Genomic DNA, 21,140 nt, shown 5'->3' on the forward strand with positions numbered 1-21,140 from the left:
GGATAAGTCCGTCATGTTACTGAACCCTAAAATATTTGACTAGCGTTTCGGAGCAGCGGTGCTGCCTCTGATAATCAATTCACTGTCCAATAGCCGGGAGCCGCTGGCCACCGTCTGGCCGTTCAACTGCTCCAGCAGCAGCAACATCGCCTGCTGGCCGATCTGGAAGCGCGGCTGCGCCACCGTGGTCAGCGGCGGATCGCAATACTGCGCCAGCTTGAGGTCGTCAAAGCCGACGATCGACAGATCCTGCGGTACCCGCAGCCCCATTTTCTTCGCCTGGGACAGCACGCCGATCGCCATGACGTCGCTGTGGCAGAACACCGCCGTCGGCGGTTTCGGCTGAGCCATCAGCGCCGTCAGCGCTTGCGCGCCGGCTTCGTAGGTAAAATCACCCCGGGTAATATAGCTGCTTTCGACGGTAATGCCATTACGACGTAGCGCTTGAACGTAACCCTGCAGCCGATAATGGCTCAGCGGCATCTGTTCCGGCCCGGCGACGCAGGCGATCTGCCGGTGGCCCAATTGATGCAAATAATGCACGGCTTCAAAGGCGGCGGTCAGGTTATCGATGTGCACCGTCGGCAGTTCCAGCTCAGGGGCAAACTCGTTGGCCATCACCATCGGCGGCAGGTTGCGCTGCTCTTCCTTGCTGGCGTCAAACGGCAGGTTGGAGCCCAGCAGCAGCATACCGTCGATCTGTTTGGTGATGATCAGATTGACGAAGGTGCGCTCTTGCTGGTTCTGCTGCGCGCAGTCGCCGATCAGCACCAGATAACCTTGTTGGGCCGCGGTCTGTTCGATCCCCTGGATCACATCGGCGAAAAACGGATCGCAGATGTCGGGCACGATCACCAGGATGGTGCGGGATTCGTTGCGTTTGATATTGCGTGACAGAGCATGAGGAGAATAACCCACGGCCAGCACGGCCTGTTCCACTTTCTGGCGCGTTGGCGTTGACACCTTTTCCGGGTTCATCAGCGCACGCGATACGGTAGCCGTTGAAACGCCCGCCATTTCGGCGACGTCTTTCATGGTCGCCATGGATAACTCTTTCTTGTGTTCCAACGCCTTTCTCCTTGCGTCAGCCCCATGCCGACGCCACTACTGCTGTTTGCTCACAATGTCCGGCATGCGGTGGCGAGATTGTTGTCATTGAGCGCCACTCGCGTTCGGGCACTCCGTCGCGCTGCGATGTGGCGACAAAATTTGCCCTCGCAGACATTCTAAACAGAATACGCCCCGCCTTTGTTACCTAATTTGCATAAAAAATGTGACCTGAGAAGGTTTTTTAGCGTTCGCTCGCAATTTCAAGGGTAAACGTTTGCACTGCGGCAGCTAAATCGGACTTTTCCGGGATCAGCTGTCGATCGGATCGACATCCAGCGTCCATTTCACCTTGCGCGTTTGCGGCAGGGTGCCGATCAGCGGCAGCGAGCTTTTCATCAGCTGTTGCAGGACGCGCCGCGTCGGGTGCTGCAGCAGCAGCTGCCAGCGGAAACGGCCGCCGCGTTTGGATTGCAGCGCCGGCACCGGGCCCATCACCCACAGCGAGTCGTCCTTCAGCGGGCTGGCTTCCAGCAGGTTGCGCAGCTGCTGCAGGAACAGCGGGGCCTGTTGGTTATCGTGATCTTCGGCGCGCACGATGATGTGGCTGGTGTAGGGCGGCAGAAACACGCTGCTGCGCTCCGCCAGCGTCTGTTTGGCGAAGGCGTCGTAACCTTGTTGCAGCAGCACCTGCAATAACGGGTGCTCCGGGTGGTGGGTTTGCAGCAGCACTTCACCCTGTTTGCCCGCTCGGCCCGCGCGCCCGGAGACCTGGGTATAGAGCTGAGCGAAACGCTCGGCGGAGCGGAAGTCGGCGGAGAACAACGCGCCGTCCACGTCCAGCAACGCCACCAGCGTGACGTCGGGAAAATGGTGGCCCTTGGCCAGCATCTGCGTGCCGATCAGAATGCGCGCTTCGCCGCGATGAATATCCGCCAGGTGCTGCTCCAGCGCCCCTTTACGGCTGGTGGTGTCGCGATCGATGCGGGTGATCGGCGTGTCGGGGAACAGCGGCGCCAGCTCCTGCTCCAGCTGCTCGGTGCCGACGCCGACTGATACCAGGTGGGTGGAGCCGCACTGCGGGCATTGGTGCGGCACCGGCCGCTGGCTGTCGCAGTGGTGGCAGCGCAGCTGGCGCTGATGCTGGTGGAAGGTGTAATAGTGATCGCAGCGCTGGCACTCGGCGATCCAGCCGCATTCGTGGCACAACAGCGCCGGGGCATAGCCGCGGCGGTTGAGGAACAGCATCACCTGATTGCCGGCTTTTAAATGGTGCTGCATGCTCTTCAACAGCGGCTGCGACAGGCCGACCTTCAGCGGCAAACCTTTCAGATCGATCAGATGCTGCGCCGCCGGTTTGGCGTTGCCCGCGCGCTGGGTGAGCTTTAACTGGCGATATTTGCCCAGCTGCACGTTGTGCAGCGTTTCCAGTGCCGGCGTGGCGGAGCCCATCACCATCGGGATGTCCTCTTCCCGGGCGCGAAACACCGCCAGATCGCGGGCATGGTAGCGCCAGCCTTCCTGCTGTTTATAAGAGCTGTCGTGCTCTTCGTCGATGATGATTACGCCCAGTTGCCGGAACGGCGTGAACAGCGCCGAGCGGGTGCCGATGACGATCGCGGCTTCGCCGCTGCGCGCGCGCAGCCAAACCGCCAGCCGTTCGCTGTCGTTCAGTCCGGAGTGCAGCACGTCCACCGGCGCGTTGAAGCGCTCGCGAAAGCGGGCGATGGTTTGTGGCGTCAGGCCGATTTCCGGCACCAGCACCAGCGCCTGCCGGCCTTTGGCCAACACGTTCTCCAGCACGCTGAGATACACCTCGGTCTTGCCGGAGCCGGTGACCCCGGCCAGCAGCCAGGCGGCGAACTGCTCATCCTCGCTTCTGATCGCCCCGACGGCGGTGGCCTGTTCGGTATTCAGCCGCAGCCGCTCGCCAAGCACCGCGAAATTGGGGCGCCAGTCCTGCGTGGCCGCGACCTGAGCACGCAGGTCGATCAGCCCTTTGGCGCGCAGCGCCTGTAGAGCGCTTTCCGTCAGCTCAAGCTGGCTGACTTGATGGCGATAGACCGGGCGTTGCAACAGCGCCGCCAGCGCCTGCTGCTGTTTCGGCGCGCGTTTCAGGCTTTCGGGCGGCGTGGCGCGCCCCTCTTCGGTGGCGAACCACTGCCACAGCAGCGCGGCCTCGGCCGGTTTGCCTTGGCGCAGCAGGATCGGCAGCGCATGGAACAGCACTTCACCGATGGGATAGTGATAGTAATCGCTGGCCCAGCGCAGGATGCGCCACAGGCTGGGAGAGAACAGCGACTCGGTGTCGATCACGCTGTCGATCGGTTTGAGCTTGTCCAGCGGCAGTTCGCTGGTGTCGCTGCAGCCGGTGACGATGCCGATTGCATGCTGCCTGCCCCAGGGCACGCCCACGCGCGCGCCGGCCACCGGCTGCATGCCGGGCGGCAGCAGATAGTCGAAGGTGCGGGCGAGGGGGACCGGCAAAGCAACGTGTACGACGGGCATGATCTCATCCAAATTGAAAAAAAGTGGGCATCAGTTTACACGGCGCATCGGCAAATGTACGGTTCCGATTGCGCGCCCCGGCTAATGCTGTATAATTTGCCGCCTTTGGTATAATTCGATACCAAAATTCTATTATCAACCACGTGTGGTGTCTGGCGAAACAGGGCTGGATAGCGACACGGCCTTAACTGAGGTTTCCCATGAAACAAGGTATCCACCCAAAATACGAAGAAGTTACTGCTAACTGCTCTTGCGGTAACGTGATGAAGATCCGCTCCACCGTGGGCCACGATCTGAACCTGGACGTTTGTGGCGCATGCCACCCGTTCTACACTGGCAAGCAGCGTGACGTTGCTACCGGTGGCCGCGTTGACCGCTTCAACAAGCGTTTCAGCGTACCAGGCGCTAAGAAATAAGATTTCTTATCGACCGATGAAAAAGGCGCCCTGGGCGCCTTTTTTCTTTTCTGCCGCCGGCGTTCGCCGGGCGGTTCTCAATATTCCCAGGTATCGGGATCGACACCCAGTTCGCGCATCAACGCTTTTGCGGCTTCCGGGATTTCATCGCTGCGCTCTTTGCGCAGGTCTTCATCGTTCGGCAGCGGCTGGCCGGTAAAGGCATGCAGAAACGCTTCGCACAGCAGTTCGCTGTTGGTGGCGTGGCGCAGGTTGTTCACCTGGCGACGGGTCCGTTCGTCGGTAAGGATTTTCAGGACCTTCAGCGGAATGGATACCGTGATCTTTTTGACTTGCTCGCTTTTTTTACCGTGTTCAGCGTAAGGGCTGACATACTCGCCGTTCCACTCAGCCATGGGACACCTTAACTTTGTCAGAAAAATTACAAAATTCTAAAAACCGGCCAATTATGCCCGATCTTCACTGTTCTCACTAAATAAATGTCAATTTTACGCGACCAGGGTCACTGAATGCCCCGCTTCGGCCAGGCATTGCCGCTTAACATCTTATCGTCATGTCATATCGGCATAATTTTAGCGGGTATTGTGTCATTGCTCAATCTATACGCAAAGAAGTTTAGATGTCCAGATGTATTGACGTCTATCAATCCTGCGATTACTCTTTAGGCCTCATCCACCGAACCGAGAGCCGAGCGAGCCCATGACGCGTAAACCAGCCACGATTGCCGTACGCAGCGGCCTGAACGACGACGAACAGTACGGCTGCGTTGTCCCGCCGATTCATTTGTCCAGCACCTATAACTTTACCGACTTCAACCAACCCCGAGCCCATGACTACTCGCGACGCGGCAACCCGACGCGCGACGTAGTGCAGCGCGCGTTGGCGGAGCTGGAAGGCGGCGCCGGCGCGGTGATGACCGGCAGCGGGATGTCGGCGATCCATCTGGTGACCACCGTGTTGTTGAAGCCCGGCGATCTGCTGGTGGCGCCGCACGACTGCTACGGCGGCAGCTATCGGCTGTTCGACAGCCTGAGCAAGCGCGGCGCCTATCGCGTGCTGTTCGTCGATCAGGGTAATGAAGAAGCCCTGCAGCAGGCGCTGGCGCAGAAGCCGAAGCTGGTGCTGATAGAAAGCCCCAGCAATCCGCTGCTGCGGGTGGTGGACATCGCGGCGATCTGCGCTGCCGCGCATGCGGCGGGCGCGTTGACGGTGGTGGACAACACCTTCCTCAGCCCGGCCCTGCAACAGCCGATCGAACTCGGTGCCGATCTGGTGGTCCATTCTTGCACCAAATACCTGAACGGGCATTCGGACGTGGTGGCCGGGGCGGTGATTGCCAAAGATCCCGAGCTGGCGGTCGAGCTGGCCTGGTGGGCGAACAACATTGGCGTGACCGGCGGCGCGTTCGACAGTTATCTGTTGCTGCGCGGCATGCGCACGCTGTCGCCGCGCATCAAGGCGGCGCAACAAAACGCTGAAGCGATTGTTGACTATTTACAGCAGCAACCGCTGGTGAAAAAGCTGTATCATCCCTCCCTGCCGGAGAATCCGGGGCATGAGATCGCCCGTCGTCAGCAGCGCGGTTTCGGCGCGATGCTGAGTTTTGAACTGGACGGCGATGAAGCGGTGCTGCGCCGTTTTCTCTCTGCCCTTGAGCTGTTTACTCTGGCAGAATCGTTGGGCGGCGTAGAAAGCCTGATCTCGCATGCAGCGACCATGACTCACGCCGGCATGGCGGCGGAGGCGCGGGCAGCGGCCGGCATCTCCGAGAGCCTGCTGCGCATTTCCGTGGGTATTGAAGACAGTGAAGATTTGATTGCCGATCTGGAACGCGCTTTCCAGGCGGCGGCAACGAGGTAAGCATGAATGCAATTGCTGTAGCAGGGCCGGTGAGCGGGCGTCAACTGCACAAGTTTGGCGGCAGCAGTCTGGCGGATGTGAAGTGTTATCTGCGTGTGGCCGGGATTATGGCGGAATACAGCCAGCCGGGCGACATGATGGTGGTATCGGCCGCCGGCAGTACCACCAACCAGTTGATCAACTGGCTGAAGCTCAGCCAGAGCGATCGCCTGTCTGCGCACCAGGTGCAGCAGACGTTGCGTCGTTATCACAGCGATCTTATCAGCGGCCTGCTGCCGCCGGAAAGCGCAGAGCCGCTGATCGCCGAGTTCATTCAGGATCTGGAACGTCTGGCGGCGCTGCTGGACGGCAACGTCGACGAGGTGTGCTACGCCGAAGTGGTCGGGCACGGCGAGATTTGGTCGGCGCGCCTGATGGCGGCGGTGCTCAACCACCTGGACATGCAGGCGGCCTGGCTGGATGCGCGTGATTTCCTGCGCGCCGAGCGCGCCGCGCAGCCGCAGGTGGATGAAGGCCGTTCTTACCCGCTGCTGCAGCAATTGATGGCCCAACACCCGGGTAAACGCCTGGTGGTGACCGGCTTCATTTCGCGCAACGACGCTGGGGAAACCGTGTTGTTGGGGCGTAACGGCAGCGACTACTCCGCCACTCAGGTCGGCGCGTTGGCCGGCGCTGCGCGCGTCACCATCTGGAGCGACGTGGCCGGGGTATACAGCGCCGATCCGCGCAAGGTGAAAGACGCCTGCTTGCTGCAGCTGCTGCGTCTGGACGAAGCCAGCGAGCTGGCGCGCCTGGCGGCGCCGGTATTGCACACCCGTACCCTGCAGCCGGTCTCCGGCAGCGATATCGATCTTCAGCTGCGCTGCAGCTATCAGCCGGAGCAGGGCTCGACGCGCATCGAGCGCGTATTGGCTTCCGGCACCGGCGCCAAGATTGTCACCAGCCACGACGATGTGTGCCTGATTGAACTGCACGTCGCCGCTCAACATGACTTCAAACTGGCGCAGAAAGAGTTGGATCTGGTGCTCAAGCGCGCGCAGATAAAACCGCTGGCGGTGGGCATCCACCCTGACCGCAACCTGGTGCAGCTGTGTTACACCTCCGAGGTGGTCAACAGCGCGCTGGCGACGCTGCAGGCCGCGGCGCTGCCAGGCGAGCTGCGCCTGCGTGAAGGGTTGGCGCTGGTGGCGATGGTCGGCGCCGGGGTGTGCAAGAACCCGCTGCACAGCCACCGTTTCTATCAGCAGTTGAAAGATCAGCCGGTCGAGTTCATCTGGCAGGCGGAAGATGGCATCAGCCTGGTGGCGGTATTGCGCCAGGGGCCGACCGCGCTGCTGATCCAGGGGCTGCACCAAAGCCTGTTCCGCGCCGAGAAGCGCATCGGTCTGGTGCTGTTCGGCAAGGGCAATATCGGCTCGCGCTGGCTGGAGCTGTTCGCCCGTGAGCAGACCAATATCTCCGCGCGCAGCGGCTTCGAATTTATCCTGGCGGGGGTGGTGGACAGCCGCCGCAGCCTGCTGAACTATGACGGGCTGGACGCCAGCCGCGCGCTGGCATTCTTTGAGGACGAAGCGCAGGAGCTGGATGAAGAATCGCTGTTCCTGTGGATGCGCGCGCACCCGTTCGACGATCTGGTGGTGCTTGACGTGACCGCCAGCGAAGAGCTGGCCGGGCAGTATCTGGATTTCGCCAGCTACGGTTTCCACGTGATCAGCGCCAACAAGTTGGCGGGGGCCTCGTGCAGCGACAGCTATCGCCAAATTCGCGACGCCTTCGCCAAAACCGGCCGCCACTGGCTGTATAACGCCACCGTCGGCGCCGGCCTGCCGGTCAACCACACGGTGCGCGATCTGCGCGACAGCGGCGACAGCATTCTGGCGATCAGCGGCATCTTCTCCGGCACGCTCTCCTGGCTGTTCCTGCAGTATGACGGCACGGTGCCGTTCACCGAGCTGGTGGATCAGGCCTGGCAGCAGGGGCTGACCGAACCGGATCCGCGGGTCGATCTCTCCGGCCAGGACGTGATGCGCAAGCTGGTGATCCTGGCGCGCGAAGCGGGCTACGACATCGAACCGAACCAGGTGCGGGTCGAGTCGCTGGTGCCGGCGGGCTGCGAGCTGGGCTCTGTCGATCAGTTCTTCGAGAACGGTGAGGCGCTGAACCAGCAGATGCAGCAGCGCTTTGAGGCCGCCAGCGAAATGGGCCTGGTGCTGCGCCACGTGGCGCGTTTCGACGCCAACGGCAAGGCGCGGGTCGGCGTGGAGGCGGTGCGCCCTGAGCATCCTCTGGCCTCGCTGCTGCCGTGCGACAACGTGTTCGCCATCGAAAGCCGCTGGTATCGCGATAATCCGCTGGTGATCCGCGGGCCGGGCGCCGGCCGCGACGTCACCGCCGGCGCGATCCAGTCAGACCTTAACCGATTGGCGCAGCTGCTTTAATCCTCTGCGGGCGCGGGTTCACCGCGCCCCTTGGCTTTTCCTGCCATACTTATCTTTGTCGCGATCATGAAATTCCCTCGTTGAGCGGGTGAGGATTAATCATCTTATTCCCCTCATTTTCCTGTTGACTCTTTAGCCAACATGCGGCATTTTCTATCTAGACGTCTAAACGTATAGACGCTCATCAAGATGAAATAAAAACAGTGATCGATAAGAGGTGAGCAGGGTATGAGTTTTTTCCACGCAAACCAGCGGGAAGCGCTGAATCAGAGTCTGGCGGAGTTGAACGGCCAGATTAACGTATCATTCGAGTTCTTCCCGCCACGCACCAGCGAGATGGAAGAGACCCTGTGGCAGTCGATCGATCGTCTGAGCATCCTCAAGCCTAAATTCGTTTCCGTCACCTACGGCGCCAACTCCGGCGAGCGCGATCGCACCCACAGCATCATCAAAGGGATCAAGGAACGCACCGGCCTGGAGGCGGCGCCGCACCTGACCTGCATCGATGCCAGCCCGGCGCAGCTGCGCGACATCGCGACCGATTACTGGAACAGCGGCATCCGCCATATCGTGGCGCTGCGCGGCGATCTGCCGCCGGGCGGCGGCAAGCCGGACATGTACGCGACCGATCTGGTGGCGCTGCTGAAAGACGTGGGCGACTTCGACATTTCCGTCGCCGCCTACCCGGAAGTGCACCCGGAGGCGAAGAGCGCCCAGGCCGATTTGATTAACCTGAAACGCAAGATCGATGCCGGCGCCAGTCGCGCGATTACCCAGTTCTTCTTCGACGTTGAGAGCTACCTGCGCTTTCGCGACCGCTGCGTCGCCGCCGGTATCGACGTGGAAATCGTGCCGGGCATTTTGCCGGTGTCCAACTTCAAGCAGCTGCAGCGCTTCGCCACCATGACCAACGTGCGGGTGCCGAGCTGGATGACCAGCATGTTCGAAGGGCTGGACGACGATGCGGAGACCCGCAAAATGGTCGGCGCCAACATCGCCATGGACATGGTGAAGATCCTCAGCCGCGAAGGGGTGAAAGATTTCCACTTCTATACCCTGAACCGCGCCGAGATGAGCTACGCCATCTGCCACACGCTGGGCGTGCGCCCGGTGGCCGCCGCCTGACGGGCTTGCTCCATTGAAAAGGGCGTCGCTTTACCGCGGCGCCCTTTTTTTGTGGGGGAAGGCATAAAAAACGACCCCGATAAACGGGGCCGCGATGAGGCTCACTAGCCGGTGTTGCGCATCCCGGCGGCGACGCCGGCGATGGTGACCATCAGCGCCTGCTCCACGCGGGCGTCCGGCTGCTCCTGCTGACGCGAACGGTGCAGCAGCTCGGCCTGCAAGACGTTCAGCGGGTCGGTATAGACGTTGCGCAGCGCGATGGATTCGGCGATCCACGGCAGGTCTTCCATCAGGTGCGCATCGTTGGCGATGGTCAGCACTACCTTGATGTCGCTTTCCAGCTGATCGCGCAGCTGTTGGCCCAGCGGCCACAGCGATTTATCCACCAGGCGCTGATCGTAGTATTCCGCCAGCCACAGGTCGGCTTTGGCGAACACCATTTCCAGCATGGCGATGCGGGTGGAGAAGAACGGCCAATCGCGACACATCGCCTCCAGCTCCGCCTGTTTGCCGGCCTTCACCGCTTCCTGCAATCCGGCGCCGGCGCCGAGCCAGGCCGGCAGCATCAGGCGGTTCTGCGTCCAGGCGAAGATCCACGGAATGGCGCGCAGGCTCTCTACGCCGCCGTTCGGCTTGCGCTTGGCCGGGCGCGAGCCCAGCGGCAGTTTGCCCAGCTCCAGCTCCGGCGTGGCCGCGCGGAAGTAAGGCACGAAGTCCGGGTTTTCACGCACGTAGCCGCGGTACATCCGGCAGGAGGTGTCGGACAGGTCGTCCATCAACGCCCGCCATTCTTTCTTCGGTTCCGGCGGCGGCAGCAGGTTGGCCTCGAGGATCGCGCCGGCATACAGCGCCAGGCTGCTTATGGTGACTTCCGGCAGGCCGAACTTGAAGCGGATCATCTCACCCTGTTCGGTGACGCGCAGGCCGCCCTTCAGGCTGCCCGGCGGCTGCGACAGCAGCGCCGCATGCGCCGGTGCGCCGCCGCGGCCGATGGAGCCGCCGCGGCCGTGGAACAGCGTCAGCGCCACGCCGGCCTTTTCACAGGTTTTGATCAGCGCGTCCTGCGCGCGGTACTGCGCCCAGGAAGCGGCCATCACGCCGGCGTCTTTCGCCGAGTCGGAATAGCCGATCATCACCATCTGTTTGCCCTGGATGAAGCCGCGATACCAGTCGATATTCAGCAACTGGGTCATTACGTCGTCGGCGTTGTTCAGGTCGTCGAGGGTTTCGAACAGCGGGGCGACCGGCAGAGCGAACGGGCAGCCGGCCTCTTTCAGCAGCAGGTGCACCGCCAGCACGTCGGAAGGCGTGCGCGCCATCGAAATCACGTAGGCGGCGATCGAGCCCTGCGGCGCTTCGGCGATCACCCGGCAGGTTTCCAGCACTTCCTGCGTGTCGGCGCTCGGTTGCCACTTCAGCGGCACCAGCGGGCGTTTGGAGTTCAGTTCGCGGATCAGGAACGCCTGTTTATCGGCTTCCGACCAGCTTTCATAGTCGCCCAGCCCCAGATAGCGGGTCAGCTCGGCGATGGCTTCGGTATGGCGGGTGCTCTCCTGACGCACGTCGATGCGCACCAGCGGCACGCCGAAGCAGCGCACGCGGCGCAGGGTATCCAGCAGTTGACCATTGGCGATGATGCCCATGCCGCAGGCCTGCAGCGACTGGTAGCAGGCATACAGCGGCTCCCACAGCTGCTCGTTGTTCACCAGCAGGTCGTGCGGTTTCAGCACGCGCTCGCCCTTCAGGCGGCCTTCCAGATAAGCCTGGGAACTCATCAGCTGGCTGCGCAGCTGCTTCATGATTTCGCGGTACGGTTCCTGCACCTCATCGCCGCCGGCGCGGGCGCGCAGCTCTGGGGTACATTCGGTCATCGACAGCTCAGAGACCAGCACCTGGATGTCGCGGGTGAACAGGTCGCAGGCTTTCCAGCGGCTGAGCAGCAGCACATGGCGGGTAATTTCGGCGGTCACGTTCGGGTTGCCGTCGCGGTCGCCGCCCATCCAGGAGGTGAAGCGCACCGGCACCGCTTCCACCGGCAGGCTGTAATCGATGGAGTTTTCCAACTGTTCGTTGAATTCGCGCAGGAACGCCGGCACGCCTTCCCACAGGCTGTTTTCCACCACCGCAAAGCCCCATTTGGCTTCGTCGATCGGGGAAGGGCGGTGTTTGCGAATTTCATCGGTGTGCCACGACTGGGCCACCAGCTGGCGCAGGCGGCGCATGATCTTGTTGCGCTCGTAGTCGGCCAGATCGTTGTGATCGAGCTGGCTGAGGCAGGTGTTGACCTCCACCAGCTTGTGGATCAGGGTGCGACGGGTGATCTCCGTCGGGTGCGCCGTCAGCACCAGCTCGATGGAGAGTTGCGATACCGCGTGCTGCAGCTCTTTGTCGCTGAGCTTTTTGTCTTTGAGACGGCTGAACAGTTGAGCCAGCGCTTCCGGGTTGCTGGCGGCCTCGCCGTTGGGCGAAATGCTGTGGTACTGCTCGGCGACGTTGGTCAGGTTGAGGAACTGGCTGAAGGCGCGCGCCACCGGCAGCAGCTCGTCGTTGGACAGGTTCTGCAGGGTGGAGAGCAGCTCCTGGCGATGCGCTTCGTTGCCGGCGCGTGAGGATTTGGAAAGCTTACGGATGGTCTCAACGCGATCGAGAATATGCTCACCCAGCGCTTCTTTGATGGTATCGCCGAGCAATTTGCCGAGCATACTGACATTACTGCGCATTGCCGAATATTGTTCGTTCATATAACCCCTGACCCAGTTCTGTATGATTTTTATCTTGTAAATAAATTTCACGCGTCAGGCGCAGACCGCCTGCCTGATCACATCGCGTTCCTGTCCAATCGTCAATTGACACTATTTTTAGCAAAAAAACATCAAAATCGGCGCATTTTCTGAAATTTAATTACGGCGCGTCGGTTATCAGCACGGCTTATTTCGCCGTTTTCTACTTATTTTGAGTTAGGGGAAGCATAAAGCATTTCCCCTGTTAAATGTCGGGTTTATTGCCGGCAAAAGTGATTGACCAGCTGACCCAACAGTTTGCGCGTCGGTTCGATAAACGCGGTGTCGATGTACTCGTCCGGCTGGTGGGCCTGATCGATGGAGCCGGGGCCGAGCACCAGGGTCGGGCATACCTGTTGCACGAACGGCGCTTCGGTGCAGTAGTTGACCACCTGCGTGCGGGTGCCCAGCAGCTCCTCGATCACCGCCACCATGCGGTGGTCGGTCGGGCACTCGTAGCCCGGCACCGACGCGTGCAGCTCTTCGATGGTCAGGCGGCCCGGCCAGCGTTGGCTTACCGGCTCCAGCGCCTGATGCATCAGTTCGTTGATGTTGTCGAGCGTCATGCCGGGCAGCGGGCGGATATCCAGGTGCAGTTCGCAGCAGGCGCAGATGCGGTTGGCCGCGTCACCGCCGCTGATATGGCCGAAGTTCATGGTGGGATAAGGCACGGCGAACGCCGGGTTGTTGTAGCGCTCCTGCAGGGTCTTGCGCAGCTCCATCAGGCGGCCGATGGACTCGTGCATCAGATCGATGGCGTTGACGCCGCGCGCCGGATCGCTGGAGTGGCCGGACTGGCCGACGATGCGAATGGCATTGGCCATGTGGCCCTTGTGCGCGCGCACCGGCTGCAGCGAGGTCGGCTCGCCGATGATGGCGAAATCCGGCCGAATGGCGGTGGAGGCGGCGAAATAACGCGCGCCGGCCATCGTCGTTTCTTCATCTGCGGTGGCTAAAATGTACAGCGGCTTGGTCAGCTTGCTCGCGTCGATATCGCGCACCGCATCCAGAATAAAGGCGAAGAAGCCTTTCATGTCGGCGGTGCCCAGCCCGTAGAGCTTGTTGTCGTGCTCGGTCAGGGTGAAGGGATCGCGCGTCCAGCGGCCTTCGTCGTAAGGCACCGTATCGGTGTGGCCGGCCAGCAGCAGGCCGCCGCTGCCTTCGCCGATGCTGGCCAGCAGGTTGAATTTGTGGCGCGACTCCGGCACCGGCTGCACGTCGACGCGGAAGCCCAGGTCGGCAAACCATCCGGCCAGCAAGTTGATTAACGCCTCATTGCTCTGATCGAGGCCGGCATCGGTGGCGCTGATTGACGGAGTGGCGATCAACGCCCGGTACAGCTCAATAAATGGAGGTAATTTCATCTTCACTGTTGACAGCCTTTGGTTAGGATAGTATCAATATTCATGCATTTATTTTGAATAAAAATACAGTAAGCCGAAGCGTAAGGGAACCCGATGCCCGGATGTTTATAAAAGCATCAACGCCTGGCTCCGTGGGTGAACGGCGCAACAACGCTGGCTAGCCCTGTTACCTGGGTCGCAAGCGACCGCACGTCAGTTTAGAAGGTGAAAGGCCACATGTTGAATACGCTGATCGTTGGTGCCAGCGGTTACGCCGGAGCGGAGCTCACGGCTTACCTGAATCGCCACCCACACATGAACATAACCGCTTTAGCGGTTTCAGCGCAAAGTGCAGATGCAGGAAAGTTGCTTTCCGATCTCCATCCCCAGTTGAAAGGCATCGTCGATCTGCCGCTGCAGCCGTTGACCGACGTTGCCAAGGCGGCGCAGGGCATCGACGTGGTGTTCCTCGCCACCGCCCATGAAGTCAGCCACGATATCGCACCGGCCTTCCTGGCGGCGGGCTGCGTGGTGTTCGATCTGTCCGGCGCCTTTCGCGTGCAGGACGCCGGTTTTTATAGCCAGTACTACGGTTTCGAACATCAGCATGGCGCCCTGCTGGAGCAGGCTGTGTACGGCCTGGCGGAGTGGCAGAGTGACAAGATTAAACAGGCACAGCTGATCGCGGTGCCGGGCTGTTACCCGACGGCGGCGCAGCTGGCGCTGAAACCGTTGATCGAAAAACAGCTGCTGAATCTGGATCAGTGGCCGGTGATCAACGCCACCAGCGGCGTCAGCGGCGCCGGGCGCAAGGCCAGCATGACCACCAGTTTCTGCGAAGTGAGCCTGCAGCCGTACGGTATTTTCACTCACCGGCACCAGCCGGAGATCGCCGCGCACCTTGGCGTGCCGGTCATCTTTACGCCGCACCTGGGCAATTTCCCGCGCGGCATCCTTGAAACCATCACCTGCCGTCTGAAAGCCGGGGTGACCACGCAGGACGTCGCGGCCGCCTATCATGCCGCCTATGACGACAAGCCGCTGGTGCGGCTGTACGACCAGGGCGTGCCGGCGCTGAAAGCGGTGGTGGGGCTGCCGTTCTGCGACATCGGTTTTGCGGTGCAGGGCGAGCATCTGATCGCCGTGGCGGCGGAAGATAACCTGCTGAAAGGCGCGGCGGCGCAGGCGGTGCAATGCCTGAATATCCGTTTCGGCTTCCCGGAAACCCAATCACTCCTTTAAACCAGCGTGAGTAAACAGCAATGAACCCGTTAATTATCAAGTTAGGTGGCGTGTTATTAGACAGTGAAGAAGCGCTGGAGCGTCTGTTTACCGCGTTGGACAGCTACCGGCAGCAGCATCAGCGTCCGCTGGTGATCGTGCACGGCGGCGGCTGCGTGGTGGACGAGCTGATGAAGCAGCTCGCTTTACCGGTGGTGAAAAAGAACGGCCTGCGCGTCACGCCGGCCGATCAGATCGACATCATCACCGGCGCGCTGGCCGGCACCGCCAACAAAACGCTGCTGGCGTGGGCGATTAAACACCAAATCAACGCCGTTGGCCTGAGCCTGGCGGACGGCGGCAGCGCAGTCGTGACCCAGCTCGATCCGGCATTGGGCCACGTCGGCAACGCGCAGCCCGGCTCGCCCGCGCTGCTCAATACCCTGCTGGGCGCCGGCTACCTGCCGGTTATCAGCTCCATCGGCATCACCGCCGAAGGGCAGTTAATGAACGTGAACGCCGATCAGGCGGCGACGGCGCTGGCGGCGACGCTGGGGGCGGATCTGATCCTGCTGTCGGACGTCAGCGGCATCCTCGACGGCAAGGGCCAACGCATTGCGGAAATGACGGCGCAAAAAGCGGAACAACTGATCGCGCAAGGCATCATCACCGATGGTATGGTGGTGAAGGTGAATGCGGCGCTCGACGCCGCCCGCACCCTCGGCCGCCCGGTGGATATCGCCAGCTGGCGCCATGCCGATCAGCTTCCTGCTTTGTTTAACGGCGTGTCGATTGGCACCCGGATCCTCGCTTAATTTTAGAATTAGAAAGGAATAGATCATGCAAAACCAAGGCATCAAAAAAATCGTTCTGGCGTACTCCGGCGGCCTGGATACCTCGGCCATCATTCCATGGCTGAAAGAGAACTACGGCGGCTGTGAAGTGGTGGCGTTCGTGGCGGACATCGGCCAGGAGCGCAGCGATCTGGAAGGCGTGGAGCAAAAAGCCCTGCAGTCCGGTGCCTCTGAATGTCACGTGGTCGATCTGCGTGAAGAATTTATCCGCGATTACGTTTATCCGGTGCTGCAGACCGGCGCCCTGTACGAAGGCAGCTACCTGCTGGGCACCTCAATGGCGCGGCCGATCATCGCCAAGGCGCAGGTCGAGTTGGCGTTGAAAGTGGGCGCGGACGCGCTGTGCCACGGCGCAACCGGCAAAGGCAACGATCAGGTGCGTTTCGAAACCACTTACACCGCGCTGGCGCCACAGCTGAAAGTGGTAGCGCCGTGGCGCGAGTGGAACCTGCGTTCCCGTGAAGCGCTGCTGGATTACCTGAAAGAGCGCAATATCCCGACCACCGCATCGCTGGAGAAAATCTACAGCCGCGATGAGAACGCCTGGCACATCTCCACCGAAGGCGGCGTGCTGGAAAGCCCGTGGAACGCGCCAAATAAGGATTGCTGGGTATGGACCGTCGATCCGCAGGAAGCGCCGGACCAGCCTGAGCAGGTGACCGTTACCGTCGAGAAAGGCCGCGTCGTGGCGGTTAACGGTAAAGCGCTGTCGCCGTACCAGTGCCTGGAAACCCTGAACGCGCTGGGCGCCAAGCACGGCGTCGGCCGTATCGACATCGTGGAAAACCGTCTGGTGGGCATCAAATCCCGCGGCTGCTATGAGACCCCGGGGGGCACCATCATGGTGGCGGCGCTGCGCGCCATCGAGCAGCTGGTGCTGGATCGCGACAGCTTCAAATGGCGCGAGCAGCTGGGCCTGGAGATGTCCTATGTGGTGTACGACGGCCGTTGGTTCGCGCCGCTGCGCCGCTCGCTGCAGGCCTCTGCCGAAGCATTGGCTGAAGAGGTGAACGGTGAAGTGGTGCTGCAGCTGTACAAAGGCCAGGTGACGGCGACCCAGAAAAAATCCGCCAACAGCCTGTACTCCGAAGAGTTCGCCACCTTCGGTGAAGACGAAGTTTACGATCACAGCCACGCGGGCGGCTTTATCCGCCTGTTCTCTCTGTCTTCACGCATCCGCGCGTTGAACGAGAAAAAGAATAAATAACCGATTGGCGTGACTCTGCAAGGGCGCAGCATGCTGCGCCCTTTCGCATAAAAATTCAGGAGTAAAGGTATGGCACTTTGGGGCGGACGGTTCACTCAGGCGGCGGATCAGCGGTTCAAGCAACTCAACGATTCGCTGCGGTTCGATTATCGCCTGGCGGAGCAAGATATCGTGGGCTCGGTGGCCTGGTCGAAGGCGCTGGTGACCGTTAACGTGTTGACGGCAACGGAGCAACAGCAGCTGGAGCAGGCGCTGAATGCCTTGCTGACGGAAGTCCAGGCCGATCCTTTGGCGATCGTGCAAAGCGATGCCGAAGACATCCACAGCTGGGTGGAGCAGAAGCTGATCGAGAAGGTCGGCGATTTGGGCAAGAAGCTGCACACCGGCCGCAGCCGCAACGATCAGGTCGCGACCGATCTGAAGCTGTGGTGCAAACAGCAGATCGGCGATCTGCATCAAGCGATCGTCCAGCTGCAGCAGGCGCTGGTGGAGACCGCCGAAGCCAACCAGGATGCGGTGATGCCGGGGTATACCCACCTGCAACGCGCGCAGCCGGTGACTTTCGCGCACTGGTGCCTGGCCTATGTCGAGATGCTGGCGCGCGATGAAAGCCGTCTGCAGGACACCCTGAAACGGCTGGACGTCAGCCCGCTGGGCAGCGGCGCGCTGGCCGGCACTGCTTATCCTATCGATCGCGAGCAACTGGCCGGCTGGCTGGGCTTCGCCTCGGCGACCCGCAACAGCCTGGACAGCGTATCCGATCGCGATCACGTGTTGGAACTGCTGTCCAACGCCGCCATCAGCATGGTGCACCTGTCGCGCTTCGCCGAAGATCTGATCTTTTTCAACAGCGGCGAGGCGGCGTTTGTCGAGCTGTCCGACCGCGTGACCTCCGGCTCTTCGTTGATGCCGCAGAAGAAAAACCCGGACGCGCTGGAGCTGATCCGCGGCAAGTGCGGCCGCGTACAGGGCGCGCTGACCGGCATGATGATGACGCTGAAAGGCCTGCCGCTGGCGTACAACAAAGACATGCAGGAAGACAAAGAAGGGTTGTTCGACGCGCTCGACACCTGGATGGACTGCCTGCAGATGGCGGCGCTGGTGCTGGACGGCATTCAGGTGAAGCGCCCGCGCTGCCAGGAAGCGGCGGAGCAGGGCTATGCCAACGCCACCGAGCTGGCGGACTACCTGGTCGCCAAGGGCGTGCCGTTCCGCGAAGCGCACCATATCGTCGGTGAGGCAGTGGTAGAAGCGATTCGCCAGGGCAAACCGCTGGAAGCGCTGCCGCTGGCGGATTTGCAGCAGTTCAGCGCGACGATCGCTGACGATGTCTACCCGATCCTGGCGTTGCAATCCTGCCTGGACAAACGTGCGGCCAAAGGCGGCGTTGCGCCGCAGCAGGTCGCCGCGGCAATCGCCGCAGCGAAACAGCGTTTGGCTTGACGACGACAAGGGCGGCCTGGCGCCGCCCTTGAACCTCTACCCCGCCAGGCGGGCGCACAGATAACGGTTCAGGCTCACGCCTTCCTCCATCGCGCCAATCGCCAGCCGGCGATGCTGTTCCGGCGTCATGCGCAGTACCAGTTTGCCGCTGAAGTTCTTTTCCGCCAGCGCCTGCGGCGGCGTTTCGTCTTGCGCCAGCATATCGGCGATCGTTTCGCTCACCACTCTTTCGATGCCCTCCAGTGCGCCAGTACGCGTGGCGGCCAGCCAGGACAGCGAGGGGAATTCGGCGCACAGCCCGACATATTCACGATCTTCCGCTGACCAGGTGATGCGATAGGTATAGTGTTCATGCTTTTCCATGCTCTTCCTCCATTCTGGTTCTGCCCTCCATTTCAGTGTCATTATTGATATCACTTCAATGCCAAAGCATAAAAAATGCGTGCAGGAGGGGCGTGAGGCAAGAGGAGGGAGGCAAATGTGGAAAGTGCTGCGCAAAAAAACCGGGCCTGAAGGCCCGGTGGGTATGAATGGAGAATGAGGGGTTATTCGCCCGGGCAGCGCTGGCAGCGCTCGATTTCGGCCGCGCCGAGTTTGAGCTTCGCCTGCAGGTCGCGCAGCGCGGTGCGCAAGCCTTCTTCGATCACTGGATGATAGAACGGCATGTCCAGCATCTGATCGACGGTCATCTGCTGCTGGTGCGCCCAGGCCAACAGATGCGCAATGTGTTCGGCGTCCGGGCCGATCATTTCCGCACCGAGGAAACGGCCGGTGCCCTGTTCGCCGTAAACGTGCAGAACGCCCTTGTTGCGCAGCATCACCCGCGAGCGGCCCTGATTCTCAAACGAGACCTTGCCCACTTCAAAACAGCCGCAGGCGCTGAACTTCTCGCTCAGCTCGCGGAAGGTCGAGCCGACCATGGCGATCTGCGGATCGGAGAACACCACCGAAATCGCGCTGCGGCGCAGACCCGGATTGATCTCCGGGAAGCTGCCGGCGTTGGCGCCGGCGATGCGCGCCTGATCGCTGGCCTCATGCAACAGCGGCAGCTGGTTGCTGGCGTCGCCGGCGATAAAGATATGCGGCACGCTGGTTTGCATCGTCAGGCGGTCGGCCAGCGGCACGCCTCGGGGGTCGAGCTGCAGGCCGGTATTTTCGAGGCCAAGCCGATCGACGTTGGGGCGGCGGCCGGTGGCGGCCAGCACGTAGTCCACCAGGATCTCCTGCGACTGGCCCTGCAGATCCTGATAGCGGATAAATACGCGGTCGCCTTCGCGCTGCATCATCTCCACTTTCACGTCGGCGTCGAGGTAGAACTCTTCCCCCAGCGCCTTCGCAGCGTAATCGCGCACGGCGCTGTCGGTGAGCGGCCCGACGGCGCCGCCGATGCCGAAGACTTTGGTGTCGACGCCGAGGCGGTGCAGCGCTTGCCCCAGCTCCAGCCCGATCACGCCGGGGCCGAATACCGCCACGGACTGCGGCAAGTCATCCCAGTTGAACAGATCGTCGTTGACGATCAGGCGATCGCCCAGTTCATTCCACGGCGCCGGCCAGCTGGGGCGAGAGCCGGTGGCGATCACGATGCGCTGCGCCACAATGCGCGTATGGTCATCGACCTGCAGCGTGTTGTCGTCGATAAAGCGGGCATAGCCCTGAATTTTGTCGGAGGCCGGGATCTCGTCCACGCCTTCCAGCACGAAGCCGACGAAACGATCGCGTTCGCGTTTGACGCGCGCCATCACCTCGCGTCCGTCGATACGCGTTTTGCCGGTTGGGTGCACGCCAAAGCCCGGCGCACGTTCGATTTGATGCACCGCTTCGGCGGCGGCGATCAATAATTTGGATGGCATGCAGCCAACGCGCGCACAGGTGGTGCCATAAGGCCCACCTTCGATCATCACCACGCTGGGGGTAGACAGTTTGGCCGCTCGGTAGGCGCCGAGCCCTGCGGTGCCGCCGCCGATGACCGCGACATCAACGTTCAACAGTTTCATATCCGCTCCTGAAAGGTAAAAAAAGGGCGGGCCGTAGCCCGCCAAAGTTCACGTTGGCTTTGTTATTACTTATTAAGCTGACAGGAATGTTTCCAGATCGTCGCTGCCGCCGATGTGACGGCCGCCGATGAATACCTGCGGCACCGTAGCGCGGCCGCTGACGGCGCGCAGGCTGACGGTGGTGGCGTCTTTGCCCAGCACGATCTCTTCATACTGAATGCCGCGCTCTTGCAGCATCTGCTTGGCTTTGGCGCAGAATGGGCAGCCCGGTTTGGTGAACAGGGAGACCGATTCCTGCACTTTGAATTCCGGCGCCAGGTATTTCAGCATAGTATCGGCGTCGGACACTTCAAACGGGTCGCCCGGCTTGTTCGGCTCGACAAACATTTTCTCGACCACGCCGTTGCGTACCAGCATCGAGTAGCGCCAAGAGCGAGGGCCAAAGCCCAGATCCGCTTTCTCGACCAGCATGTTCATGCCTTTGGTGAATTCACCGTTGCCGTCCGGCACGAAGGTGATGTTTTCCGCATGCTGATCGGCTTTCCAGGCGTTCATGACGAAGGTGTCGTTCACCGAGACGCAAAGAATGCTGTCGACGCCGTGCTGCTTGAATACGCTGGACAGTTCGTTGTAGCGCGGCAGGTGGCTCGAAGAACAGGTCGGCGTGAACGCGCCCGGCAGCGAGAAAACAATGACGGTTTTGTTTTTGAACAGGTCATCAGTGGTCACATCAATCCATTGGTCGCCCTGACGGGTGTGGAAAGTAACCTGAGGAACTTTCTTGCCTTCTTGACTGGTAAACATTGATTAACCCCTTAATTAGGAAAAGTAATTTTTAGCATTTAGCGCGATATCGCTTCGTTGGGACACATTATTGTCGCTGGGGCTTGATAGATCTAATCGC

Annotated in this window: 16 protein-coding genes; 8 read left to right on the forward strand and 8 right to left on the reverse strand. The window is 61.2% G+C overall.

What is annotated here, in order from left to right:
• Nucleotides 1-39: 39 nt before the first annotated feature.
• Complete coding sequence (cytR, locus tag ACMGF9_RS24250) at nt 40-1,068, reverse strand: DNA-binding transcriptional regulator CytR (protein WP_004931082.1); 1,029 nt, start codon at nt 1,066-1,068, stop codon at nt 40-42.
• 291 nt (nt 1,069-1,359) lie between these two features.
• On the reverse strand, nt 1,360-3,555 hold the full coding sequence (gene priA, locus ACMGF9_RS24255) for a primosomal protein N' (RefSeq protein WP_414160464.1): 2,196 nt from the start codon (nt 3,553-3,555) through the stop codon (nt 1,360-1,362).
• A gap of 200 nt (nt 3,556-3,755) precedes the next feature.
• Here priA and rpmE point away from each other — a divergent pair, with 200 nt between their 5' ends.
• Complete coding sequence (gene rpmE / locus ACMGF9_RS24260; protein ID WP_004931078.1) at nt 3,756-3,971, forward strand: 50S ribosomal protein L31; 216 nt, start codon at nt 3,756-3,758, stop codon at nt 3,969-3,971.
• A gap of 77 nt (nt 3,972-4,048) precedes the next feature.
• On the opposite strand, the gene metJ is transcribed toward rpmE, so the two are convergent.
• A complete protein-coding gene (gene metJ, locus ACMGF9_RS24265; protein ID WP_004931076.1) occupies nt 4,049-4,366 on the reverse strand; it encodes a met regulon transcriptional regulator MetJ in 318 nt (105 codons plus the stop codon).
• A gap of 304 nt (nt 4,367-4,670) precedes the next feature.
• On the opposite strand from metJ, the gene metB reads away from it, so the two are divergent.
• The 3 genes from metB to metF all read left to right on the forward strand — a co-directional run bounded on the left by metB (nt 4,671) and on the right by metF (nt 9,394).
• Entirely contained in the window at nt 4,671-5,831 is a 1,161-nt protein-coding gene (gene metB, locus ACMGF9_RS24270; protein WP_015379413.1) for a cystathionine gamma-synthase, read from the forward strand.
• A gap of 2 nt (nt 5,832-5,833) precedes the next feature.
• A complete protein-coding gene (locus ACMGF9_RS24275) occupies nt 5,834-8,269 on the forward strand; it encodes a bifunctional aspartate kinase/homoserine dehydrogenase II (RefSeq protein ID WP_380692275.1) in 2,436 nt (811 codons plus the stop codon).
• 228 nt (nt 8,270-8,497) lie between these two features.
• Nucleotides 8,498-9,394, forward strand: coding sequence for a methylenetetrahydrofolate reductase (metF, locus tag ACMGF9_RS24280; RefSeq protein ID WP_004931071.1), 897 nt, complete (start codon nt 8,498-8,500; stop codon nt 9,392-9,394).
• Between the two features lie 104 nt (nt 9,395-9,498).
• Here the strand turns inward: metF and ppc are convergent, their stop codons facing one another.
• Nucleotides 9,499-12,135: a phosphoenolpyruvate carboxylase gene (ppc, locus tag ACMGF9_RS24285; protein ID WP_015379411.1), complete on the reverse strand. Its 2,637-nt coding sequence runs from the start codon at nt 12,133-12,135 to the stop codon at nt 9,499-9,501.
• A 257-nt stretch (nt 12,136-12,392) separates the two neighbouring features.
• Nucleotides 12,393-13,538: an acetylornithine deacetylase gene (gene argE / locus ACMGF9_RS24290; protein WP_015379410.1), complete on the reverse strand. Its 1,146-nt coding sequence runs from the start codon at nt 13,536-13,538 to the stop codon at nt 12,393-12,395.
• A gap of 216 nt (nt 13,539-13,754) precedes the next feature.
• On the opposite strand from argE, the gene argC reads away from it, so the two are divergent.
• From argC to argH, 4 genes are all read left to right on the forward strand, one after another.
• Nucleotides 13,755-14,759 (forward strand): N-acetyl-gamma-glutamyl-phosphate reductase, encoded by a 1,005-nt coding sequence (argC, locus tag ACMGF9_RS24295; protein ID WP_076740168.1) that lies wholly within the window; start codon nt 13,755-13,757, stop codon nt 14,757-14,759.
• A 20-nt stretch (nt 14,760-14,779) separates the two neighbouring features.
• Complete coding sequence (gene argB, locus ACMGF9_RS24300; protein ID WP_015379408.1) at nt 14,780-15,553, forward strand: acetylglutamate kinase; 774 nt, start codon at nt 14,780-14,782, stop codon at nt 15,551-15,553.
• Nucleotides 15,554-15,578: 25 nt separating this feature from the next.
• Nucleotides 15,579-16,799 carry an argininosuccinate synthase gene (locus tag ACMGF9_RS24305; protein WP_004931061.1) on the forward strand — a complete coding sequence of 407 codons (1,221 nt, stop codon included), beginning with the start codon at nt 15,579-15,581 and terminating at the stop codon, nt 16,797-16,799.
• Nucleotides 16,800-16,868: 69 nt separating this feature from the next.
• The gene (gene argH / locus ACMGF9_RS24310) at nt 16,869-18,242 is read left to right on the forward strand and encodes an argininosuccinate lyase (protein WP_015379406.1); all 1,374 of its coding nucleotides are present in this window, start codon (nt 16,869-16,871) and stop codon (nt 18,240-18,242) included.
• A 36-nt stretch (nt 18,243-18,278) separates the two neighbouring features.
• Here argH and ACMGF9_RS24315 read toward each other — a convergent pair whose 3' ends face one another.
• The 3 genes from ACMGF9_RS24315 to ACMGF9_RS24325 form a co-directional block, all read right to left on the reverse strand.
• A complete protein-coding gene (locus ACMGF9_RS24315; protein WP_414160465.1) occupies nt 18,279-18,605 on the reverse strand; it encodes a type II toxin-antitoxin system HicB family antitoxin in 327 nt (108 codons plus the stop codon).
• 182 nt (nt 18,606-18,787) lie between these two features.
• On the reverse strand, nt 18,788-20,236 hold the full coding sequence (locus tag ACMGF9_RS24320) for a dihydrolipoyl dehydrogenase (protein ID WP_414160466.1): 1,449 nt from the start codon (nt 20,234-20,236) through the stop codon (nt 18,788-18,790).
• A 72-nt stretch (nt 20,237-20,308) separates the two neighbouring features.
• On the reverse strand, nt 20,309-21,040 hold the full coding sequence (locus tag ACMGF9_RS24325) for a glutathione peroxidase (RefSeq protein ID WP_015379403.1): 732 nt from the start codon (nt 21,038-21,040) through the stop codon (nt 20,309-20,311).
• Between the last annotated feature and the right edge of the window lie 100 nt (nt 21,041-21,140).

It is taken from the genome of Serratia sp. BNK-23, from assembly GCF_047456145.1.
In the GTDB taxonomy this organism is placed as follows: domain Bacteria; phylum Pseudomonadota; class Gammaproteobacteria; order Enterobacterales; family Enterobacteriaceae; genus Serratia; species Serratia nematodiphila.

Coding starts and splice junctions, on each gene's coding strand:
- metB (WP_015379413.1), top strand. CDS start 4,671: ATGACGCGTAAACCAGCCACGATTGCCGTACGCAGCGGCCTGAACGAC.
- metJ (WP_004931076.1), bottom strand. CDS start 4,366: ATGGCTGAGTGGAACGGCGAGTATGTCAGCCCTTACGCTGAACACGGT.
- argB (WP_015379408.1), top strand. CDS start 14,780: ATGAACCCGTTAATTATCAAGTTAGGTGGCGTGTTATTAGACAGTGAA.
- ACMGF9_RS24315 (WP_414160465.1), bottom strand. CDS start 18,605: ATGGAAAAGCATGAACACTATACCTATCGCATCACCTGGTCAGCGGAA.
- ACMGF9_RS24275 (WP_380692275.1), top strand. CDS start 5,834: ATGAATGCAATTGCTGTAGCAGGGCCGGTGAGCGGGCGTCAACTGCAC.
- metF (WP_004931071.1), top strand. CDS start 8,498: ATGAGTTTTTTCCACGCAAACCAGCGGGAAGCGCTGAATCAGAGTCTG.
- argE (WP_015379410.1), bottom strand. CDS start 13,538: ATGAAATTACCTCCATTTATTGAGCTGTACCGGGCGTTGATCGCCACT.
- rpmE (WP_004931078.1), top strand. CDS start 3,756: ATGAAACAAGGTATCCACCCAAAATACGAAGAAGTTACTGCTAACTGC.
- argC (WP_076740168.1), top strand. CDS start 13,755: ATGTTGAATACGCTGATCGTTGGTGCCAGCGGTTACGCCGGAGCGGAG.
- ACMGF9_RS24320 (WP_414160466.1), bottom strand. CDS start 20,236: ATGAAACTGTTGAACGTTGATGTCGCGGTCATCGGCGGCGGCACCGCA.
- ACMGF9_RS24305 (WP_004931061.1), top strand. CDS start 15,579: ATGCAAAACCAAGGCATCAAAAAAATCGTTCTGGCGTACTCCGGCGGC.
- ACMGF9_RS24325 (WP_015379403.1), bottom strand. CDS start 21,040: ATGTTTACCAGTCAAGAAGGCAAGAAAGTTCCTCAGGTTACTTTCCAC.
- priA (WP_414160464.1), bottom strand. CDS start 3,555: ATGCCCGTCGTACACGTTGCTTTGCCGGTCCCCCTCGCCCGCACCTTC.
- argH (WP_015379406.1), top strand. CDS start 16,869: ATGGCACTTTGGGGCGGACGGTTCACTCAGGCGGCGGATCAGCGGTTC.
- ppc (WP_015379411.1), bottom strand. CDS start 12,135: ATGAACGAACAATATTCGGCAATGCGCAGTAATGTCAGTATGCTCGGC.